At 70.6% G+C, this 7,180-nt stretch carries 7 protein-coding genes; 4 read left to right on the top strand and 3 right to left on the bottom strand.

The window, feature by feature from the left end:
• Positions 1 to 72 precede the first annotated feature (72 nt).
• Positions 73 to 879: a L,D-transpeptidase family protein gene (locus tag ACFXC1_RS30880; RefSeq protein WP_381248609.1), complete on the bottom strand. Its 807-nt coding sequence runs from the start codon at positions 877 to 879 to the stop codon at positions 73 to 75.
• A gap of 112 nt (positions 880 to 991) precedes the next feature.
• Here ACFXC1_RS30880 and ACFXC1_RS30875 point away from each other — a divergent pair, with 112 nt between their 5' ends.
• From ACFXC1_RS30875 to leuE, 3 genes are all read left to right on the top strand, one after another.
• Positions 992 to 2,572: an acyl-CoA mutase large subunit family protein gene (locus ACFXC1_RS30875; RefSeq protein ID WP_381248607.1), complete on the top strand. Its 1,581-nt coding sequence runs from the start codon at positions 992 to 994 to the stop codon at positions 2,570 to 2,572.
• Between the two features lie 90 nt (positions 2,573 to 2,662).
• On the top strand, positions 2,663 to 3,244 hold the full coding sequence (locus ACFXC1_RS30870; RefSeq protein WP_381248604.1) for a Uma2 family endonuclease: 582 nt from the start codon (positions 2,663 to 2,665) through the stop codon (positions 3,242 to 3,244).
• A 30-nt stretch (positions 3,245 to 3,274) separates the two neighbouring features.
• Positions 3,275 to 3,931 carry a leucine efflux protein LeuE gene (gene leuE, locus ACFXC1_RS30865; protein ID WP_381248601.1) on the top strand — a complete coding sequence of 219 codons (657 nt, stop codon included), beginning with the start codon at positions 3,275 to 3,277 and terminating at the stop codon, positions 3,929 to 3,931.
• On the opposite strand, the gene ACFXC1_RS30860 is transcribed toward leuE, so the two are convergent.
• Positions 3,928 to 5,346, bottom strand: a complete 1,419-nt coding sequence (locus tag ACFXC1_RS30860; protein ID WP_381248599.1) for an FAD-dependent oxidoreductase — start codon at positions 5,344 to 5,346, stop codon at positions 3,928 to 3,930. The genes leuE and ACFXC1_RS30860 overlap by 4 nt on opposite strands.
• A 73-nt stretch (positions 5,347 to 5,419) precedes the next feature.
• On the opposite strand from ACFXC1_RS30860, the gene ACFXC1_RS30855 reads away from it, so the two are divergent.
• Positions 5,420 to 6,070: a TetR/AcrR family transcriptional regulator C-terminal domain-containing protein gene (locus tag ACFXC1_RS30855; protein ID WP_381248596.1), complete on the top strand. Its 651-nt coding sequence runs from the start codon at positions 5,420 to 5,422 to the stop codon at positions 6,068 to 6,070.
• Here ACFXC1_RS30855 and ACFXC1_RS30850 read toward each other — a convergent pair.
• Positions 6,057 to 6,965 carry a class I SAM-dependent methyltransferase gene (locus ACFXC1_RS30850; protein WP_381248593.1) on the bottom strand — a complete coding sequence of 303 codons (909 nt, stop codon included), beginning with the start codon at positions 6,963 to 6,965 and terminating at the stop codon, positions 6,057 to 6,059. The genes ACFXC1_RS30855 and ACFXC1_RS30850 overlap by 14 nt on opposite strands.
• Positions 6,966 to 7,180 lie beyond the last annotated feature (215 nt).

Below are 7,180 nucleotides of genomic sequence, written 5' to 3'. Positions count from 1 at the left end.
CCCTTACTGGGGGTGGGGGCGGGGGGGGGGGGCGTCCCTGGGCCCCGCGGTCCCGCCCGCGCCCCGCACACCTCACCGATGGACGACGACCTTGTCGCCGGTCCGCACCTGTGCGAACAGACTTGCGATCGCCGCCTCGTCCCGTACGTTGACGCAGCCGTGCGAGCCGCCCGCGTAACCCCGCATCGAGAAGTCGTAGGAGTAGTGCACCGCCTGGCCGCCGCTGAAGAACATGGCATACGGCATCGGGGAGTTGTAGAGCGTCGACACCCAGTTCCGGGCCTTCCAGTAGACGTGGAACACACCGTCCCTGGTCGGGGTGTACTGCGCGCCGAAGCGGACCGACATCGTCGACACCGTCCGCCCGTCGATCATCCAGCGCAGGGTGCGGGTCGTCTTGTCGATGCACAGCACCCGGCCGGTCAGACAGCGCGGGTCGGGCGCGCCGGCGGGCTGGCCGCCCATCAGATACAGGTCCCACTTGCCCGGCTTCTTGGTCATCTTCACCAGCCGCTGCCAGGTGACCTTGTCGGTCTCGCCCGTCTTCGGCAGCCCGCGCTTGCCCTGGAAACCGGCGACGGCCTGCTCGGTGAGGTCGTCGTAGGTCCCGGTCGGCCCGTCGAAGAGCCAGTCGGCCTGCCGTAGCCGTGCCTGCAGCTCGCGCACTCCGGAGCCGCTGTCGCCGCGCGACCACAGGACGTTCGCGGCGGGCTCGGCACTTGGCGTGCTCGGCGTGGCCGAGGGACTGGCCTTGGCTCCCGGCAGTTCGATGCGCACCGGCAGGTGGTGCTTGCCGTCCGAGTCCGTGCCCTGCACCGTGCAGCCGCACACCGCCAGCAGCGCCGACAGGGCCGCCGTGGCGACGATCGCTCTCCCCATACCCGCAGTACGCATCCCGGACCCCCGCCGTCTCACCGGTGTCACCCGGACACGTACCCCCGGATGACGGGCCGCGAACGGCGCGGCATCGTGGTGTCCGGAGGTGCACACCATGGTGCGCGAATCGGAGTCGGGCCTGCCCGTCGAACCCGTCTACGGCCCCGGGGCACTCGCCGGCTGGGACCCGGCCGAGCGGCTGGGCGAGCCGGGGGAGTACCCCTTCACGCGGGGCGTGTACCCGTCCATGTACACCGGACGGCCCTGGACCATGCGCCAGTACGCCGGTTTCGGCACGGCCGCCGAGTCCAACGCCCGCTACCGGCAGCTGATCGCCCACGGCACCACCGGCCTGTCCGTCGCCTTCGACCTGCCCACCCAGATGGGCCACGACTCCGACGCACCGCTCGCCCACGGCGAGGTCGGCAAGGTGGGAGTGGCCGTCGACTCGGTCGACGACATGCGGTTGCTGTTCGACGGCATCCCGCTGGACAAGGTGTCGACGTCGATGACGATCAACGCCCCCGCCGCCCTCCTCCTGCTGATGTACCAGCTGGTCGCCGAGGAACAGGGCGTGGCGGCGGGGCAGTTGACGGGCACGATCCAGAACGACGTACTGAAGGAGTACATCGCGCGGGGCACGTACATCTTCCCGCCGAAGCCGTCCCTGCGCCTGACCGCGGACATCTTCCGGTACTGCGGCGCCGAGATCCCGAAGTGGAACACCATCTCGATCTCCGGCTACCACATGGCCGAGGCCGGCGCCTCGCCCGCGCAGGAGATCGCCTTCACGCTCGCCGACGGCATCGAGTACGTCCGTACGGCGATCGCGGCCGGCATGGACGTCGACGACTTCGCACCCCGGCTGTCGTTCTTCTTCGTGGCCCGTACGACGCTGCTCGAAGAGGTCGCCAAGTTCCGTGCGGCGCGCCGGATCTGGGCCCGGGTGATGCGGGAGGAGTTCGGCGCGCGCAACCCGAAATCCCTGATGCTGCGCTTCCACACCCAGACCGCGGGCGTTCAACTCACCGCCCAGCAGCCGGAGGTGAACCTCGTCCGCGTCGCCGTCCAGGGCCTGGCCGCGGTCCTCGGCGGCACCCAGTCCCTGCACACCAACTCCTTCGACGAGGCGATCGCGCTCCCGACCGACAAGAGCGCCCGCCTCGCGCTGCGTACACAGCAGGTGTTGGCGTACGAGACGGACGTGACCGCGACGGTCGACCCCTTCGCGGGTTCGTACGCCGTGGAGAGCATGACGGACGACGTGGAGGGGGCCGCCGTCGAACTGATGCGGCGGGTCGAGGAGTTGGGCGGCGCGGTCGGCGCCATCGAACTCGGCTTCCAGAAGGGCGAGATCGAGCGCAGCGCCTACCGCGTCGCCCAGGAGACCGACTCCGGTGAACGCGTCGTCGTCGGCGTCAACCGCTTCACCCTGGACACCGAGGAGCCGTACGAACCCCTCCGCGTCGACCCGGCCATCGAGGCCCAGCAGGCGGAGCGGCTGGCGAGGCTCCGCGCCGGACGGGACCAGGGTGCGGTGGAGTCGGCGCTGGGCGCGCTGCGGGAGGCGGCGGAGGGTACGGACAACGTCCTGTATCCGATGAAGGAGGTGCTGCGGGCGCGGGGGACGGTAGGGGAGGTGTGCGGGGTTCTTCGGGAGGTGTGGGGGGTGTATGTGCCGGTGGATGCGTTCTGAGATGGTCGATTACTCCGTGTGGGTGATCGGAGGAGGAAGCTGCACGTCACCGGTTACGCTCGTGGAGGGTGTTCCCCAAAGGAGGGTGCCGTGGCCGTGATGCTGCATGAGTCGTCGCTTGCCGAAGCCGCCGACCGGCTGTGGGAGGAGCTGCCCGGACACCGGGTGGAGATCCTCAACGGGAGCATTGTTGTGACACCGCCGCCGGATGGCTCGCATCAGGAGACACTGACCCGGCTCATCGAGGACTTCGCCGATGCTGGGGCCAGACAGGCAGGGCTGAGGTACGTCCAAGGGATCGGGCTGTGGCTGCCCACGGGGCCCGACGACTATGCGGTGCCCGACTTCTCTGTCGTCGACGCCGACTTCATGGACGCACTCGTCGAGAAGAACTGCTACGCGCCGCACGTCTTCCGCCTGGTACTGGAAGTCACGTCCTCCAACTGGACCAACGATACGGCCACCAAGGTCGACATCCACGCGCGAGCCGGCATTCCCGTCTACGTCATCGCCGACCGCAGGCACGACGAAGTCCTCCTCTACTCCAACCCGGCCGATGGCAAGTACCCCGACCCTGAGCGCTACAAGCGAGGCCAGAGCATCCCGGTCCCGGAGTCCGTAGGCGTCGCCCTCGACCTCTCCGTGGACGTCCTCCTCGACGGCGAAGGCTGACCGTCGTACCCCCATGGCACACTCGTGCTCATGTTCGGTGTCATAGACCTCCCCACCTACCTCGCCGGCCTGGTCCTGATCGTCCTTCTGCCCGGCCCCAACTCGCTGTACGTCGTCTCGGTCGCCGCCCGGCGCGGGACCCGGGCCGGGTACACGGCCGCCGCCGGTGTGTGGTGCGGGGACACCGTGCTGATGACGCTGTCCGCGGCCGGGGTCGCCTCGCTGCTGCAGGCCAATGCCGTGCTGTTCGGGATCGTGAAGTACGCGGGGGCCGGGTATCTGACCTGGCTCGCGTTCGGGATGCTGCGGGCCGCGTGGGCGATGTGGCGGACCCGGAAGGAGCGGGCGGCCATGGAGTCGGCTCCCGCCGCGGAGGCCGCCGACGAGCGGCCGTACCGGCGTGCCTTCGTCGTCAGTCTCTTCAACCCGAAGGCGATCCTGTTCTTCGTCGCCTTCTTCGTGCAGTTCGTCGACCCGGGGTACGCCTATCCCGCGCTGTCGTTCGTCGTGCTCGGCGCGTTCGCGCAGCTGGCGAGCTTCCTCTACCTCAGTGCGCTGATCTTCGGCGGGACCCGGCTGGCGGCGGCCTTCCGGCGGCGCAGGCGGCTCGCGGCGGGGGCGACCTCGGCGGCGGGCGCGCTGTTCCTTGGGTTCGCGGTGAAGCTGTCGCTCGCCAGTTCCGTCTAGCCGACGCGGATGCCGAGACGCTTCGCGTACTCCGCGAGGCCGTCCTCCGTGGTGCCCGCCCAGCCGACGTAGCCGTCGGGGCGGACCAGGAAGAGGCCCGTGCCGTACGTCTCGACGGCGGGGCCCTCCAGGACGCGCACCGAATCGCCGACGGCCGCCGGGGGCTTCGTGCCCAGGGCCAGCAGGGTCCAGTGCGGGCCGCGGAAGGTGTCGAAGAGGCGGGCGCCGTCGATCGTGCGGTCGGGGGCGCGGTCGCCCGCCCGCAGTGCGTCCTCGGGCAGGTCGGTGCGGGTGTCCACCGCGAGTGAGCGGCCGCGGTAGCCGAGGCCGAGCTGCTGGGTGGCCTTGCCGCGCTGCACCTCGCCGTGGTGGACCCGGGTGGAGATGCCGAGCATGTCGGCGGCGTTGGGCAGCCGCTCCTCCTCGTAGGTGTCGAGCAGGGACTCGGGGGCGCCCTCGCGCAGCACCGCGCCGAGCTTCCAGCCGAGGTTGTAGGCGTCCTGGACGCTGGTGTTGAGGCCCTGGCCGCCGGCCGGCGAGTGGACGTGGGCCGCGTCCCCGGCCAGGAAGACCCGCCCGGCGCGGAAGCGGTCGGCGAGTGCGGCGCGCGGCCGGAAGTCCGAGGCCCAGCGGAGTTCCGTCACGTCCTCGGGGGCGAGGTGGGTGCGGGCGGCCACGGTCTCGCGGACGCCGTCGAGCGAGAGGCCGATGTCGGTGCCCTCCGGGAACTGGGCGACGACCTGGAAGTCCTCGGTGCCCGCCAGCGGGAAGACCGCGAGGAAGCCGGCCTCGCCGTGCGGCGGGAAGACGTGCACGTTGTCGCGGTCCAGGCCGGTGACGCGGACGTCCGCGACCAGCATCGGGTTCGGGTCGACGGTCTCGCCGGTCATGCCGATGCCCAGGGTCCGGCGGACGAGCGAGCGACCGCCGTCGGCGGCGACGAGGTACCGGGCGCGGACGGCCGTACCGGAGGCGAACTCGACGGTCACGCCGTCCTGGTCCTGGGTGAAGCCGGTGACCTCCCGGCCGAAGGCAACCGTCCCGCCCAGCTCGGTCAGCCGCGCGGACAGGATCTCCTGGGTGCGCCACTGCGGCACCATCCACGGGATGCCGTACGGGGTGTCGGGGTCCGTCCCGGACGGCTCGAACATCCGGTGCTCGCCGACCTTGCGGCCGTCCTTCCAGACCGCGCCGGTCGGGTAGGGGCCGCCCTTCGCGAGGATCGCGCCGATCACGCCGAGGTCGTCGAAGACCTCCATCGTGCGCGGCTGGATGCCCTTGCCGCGCGAGCCGGGGAACAGCGCGTCCGCCTTCTCCACGACCAGCGCGTCAACCCCGCGCCGGGCCAGGTCGATGCCGAGGGCGAGGCCGGTCGGGCCGGCGCCGACGATCAGTACATCTGTGTGGTTCGTCATGATCCTCATCTCCTTAACGATGTTAAGTTGCTACGGGCAGCAGGGTGCCCTTAACGCCGTTAAGCTGTCAAGCGTGAGTACGGAACGACGCATCCCCCTGGACCGCAAACGGGTCGCGGACACCGCCCTGAAGGTGCTGAACGAGGTCGGCCTCGACGGGCTGTCCCTGAGGGCCATCGCCAAGGAGCTGGACGTCAAGGCGCCCGCCCTGTACTGGCACTTCAAGGACAAACAGGCGCTGCTCGACGAGATGGCGACGGAGATGTACCGGCGGATGGTCGCCGACGTCCCGCTCGTGCGCGAGGACACCTGGCAGCAGCGGCTGCTGAAATCCAACCGGGGGCTGCGCACCGCACTGCTCGGCTACCGCGACGGCGCCAAAGTCTTCAGCGGCTCACGCTTCACCGGCACCCTGCACGCGGTGCAGATGGAGGACACCCTGCGGCTGTTCACGGAGGCCGGCTTCACCCTCGCCCAGGCGGTCCGCGCGACTTCGACGTCGTACCTCTACACGATCGGTTTCGTCAGCGAGGAACAGGGCGTCCAGCCGCTGCCGGACGAGCGCCGCGAGGGCTACGACATGGACGAACGCGCCCGCCTGATGGCCGACTTCCCGATGTCGGCCGCGGCGGGCGCGGAGATCTTCCAGGACTACGGCCGGCACTTCGAGGAAGGGCTCGACCTGGTGATCGCGGGCATCGAGGCCCGGTTCAGGAGCGGCTGAGGCCGTTGCGGATCGCGCGGGTCAGGATCGGCGGCAGCAGGTCGGCCGCGACGCGGCGGGCCCGGGTCGCGCTACGGCGGCGGGGCGGGGCCTTGGCCGGTGCGGGCTCCGGCGCGACCTCCTCCGCGAGGTGCGCGAACCGGGACGGCGGGAAGGGCGGGGCCTGCATGCCCTTCTTGGACTTCAGGCGGACGATGCGGTGCCCCGCGGCCTGCTGGATGCTGAGGTTGCAGTCCTCGCGCTCGCGCACCATCGCCAGCAGCTCGTCCTGGACCGGGCCCGGGTCCTCCCAGGTGCCGTAGAGCTTCTGGGTGCTCAGGCAGATCGGGCGCAGGCCCCTGGTGAGCACCGCCTCCCAGACGGCCACGGAGACGCCGGGCGTGTGTTCCGAGCGGAAGTCGTCCAGGACCACGATCCCGCCCGGCAGCAGCGCCTCGCGGGCCGCGCCGATGTCGTCGCGGACGTGCTCGTACAGGTGCGAGGCGTCTATGTGGACGAAGCGGCAGCTGGCCGGGGTGACCTTGTCCGGCACGATGCTGCTGGGGCCCTTCAGGACCCGGGGCAGGGTCTCGTGGAAGGCGAGGTAGTTCTCCTCGAAGATCTGCTGGGTGAGCGCGCTGTACGACTTCGTGGACTCGGCCTGGTTGGCGTCGTCCAGGGCGTCGCCCTCGAAGAGGTCGCAGACGGTGAAGTTCTCACTGTCCTGACCGTGCCGGCCGAGGAAGATCGCGCTCTTCCCCATGTACACCCCGACCTCCAGCAGATCGCCCCGCGTTCCCGTGGCCTCCTGCCGGTCCAGGAACCATTCGAAGAGGACCTGGTCGAGAACGGGAAACCAGCCGGGAACGTCGTCGAGCCGGCGGGGCGGTCGTATCGTGCCTGGTACGAGGGCCATCGTGCAGAACACTCCCTGGCAGGGACGGGCTCGCCTGTTTGAGCCCGCGCGGGACACCCCAGCATCTGCCCAACAGCCCCCGTCCAAACGGGCCCCCAGGTGAACGGAAGACCAATTTCTGTGCGTCTGTTGTGCGGGGGTGCAGAGGGGGGGGGGGGGGGGGGGGGCGGCGCCCCCCCCCCCGGGGGCCGCCCCCCCGGGGGGGGGGGCGCCCG

The organism is Streptomyces hokutonensis, assembly GCF_042751305.1.
Taxonomy (GTDB): domain Bacteria; phylum Actinomycetota; class Actinomycetes; order Streptomycetales; family Streptomycetaceae; genus Streptomyces; species Streptomyces hokutonensis_A.
The sequence above is the reverse complement of the archived record's forward strand: the minus strand, read 5'-3'. Positions and strand labels throughout refer to the sequence as shown.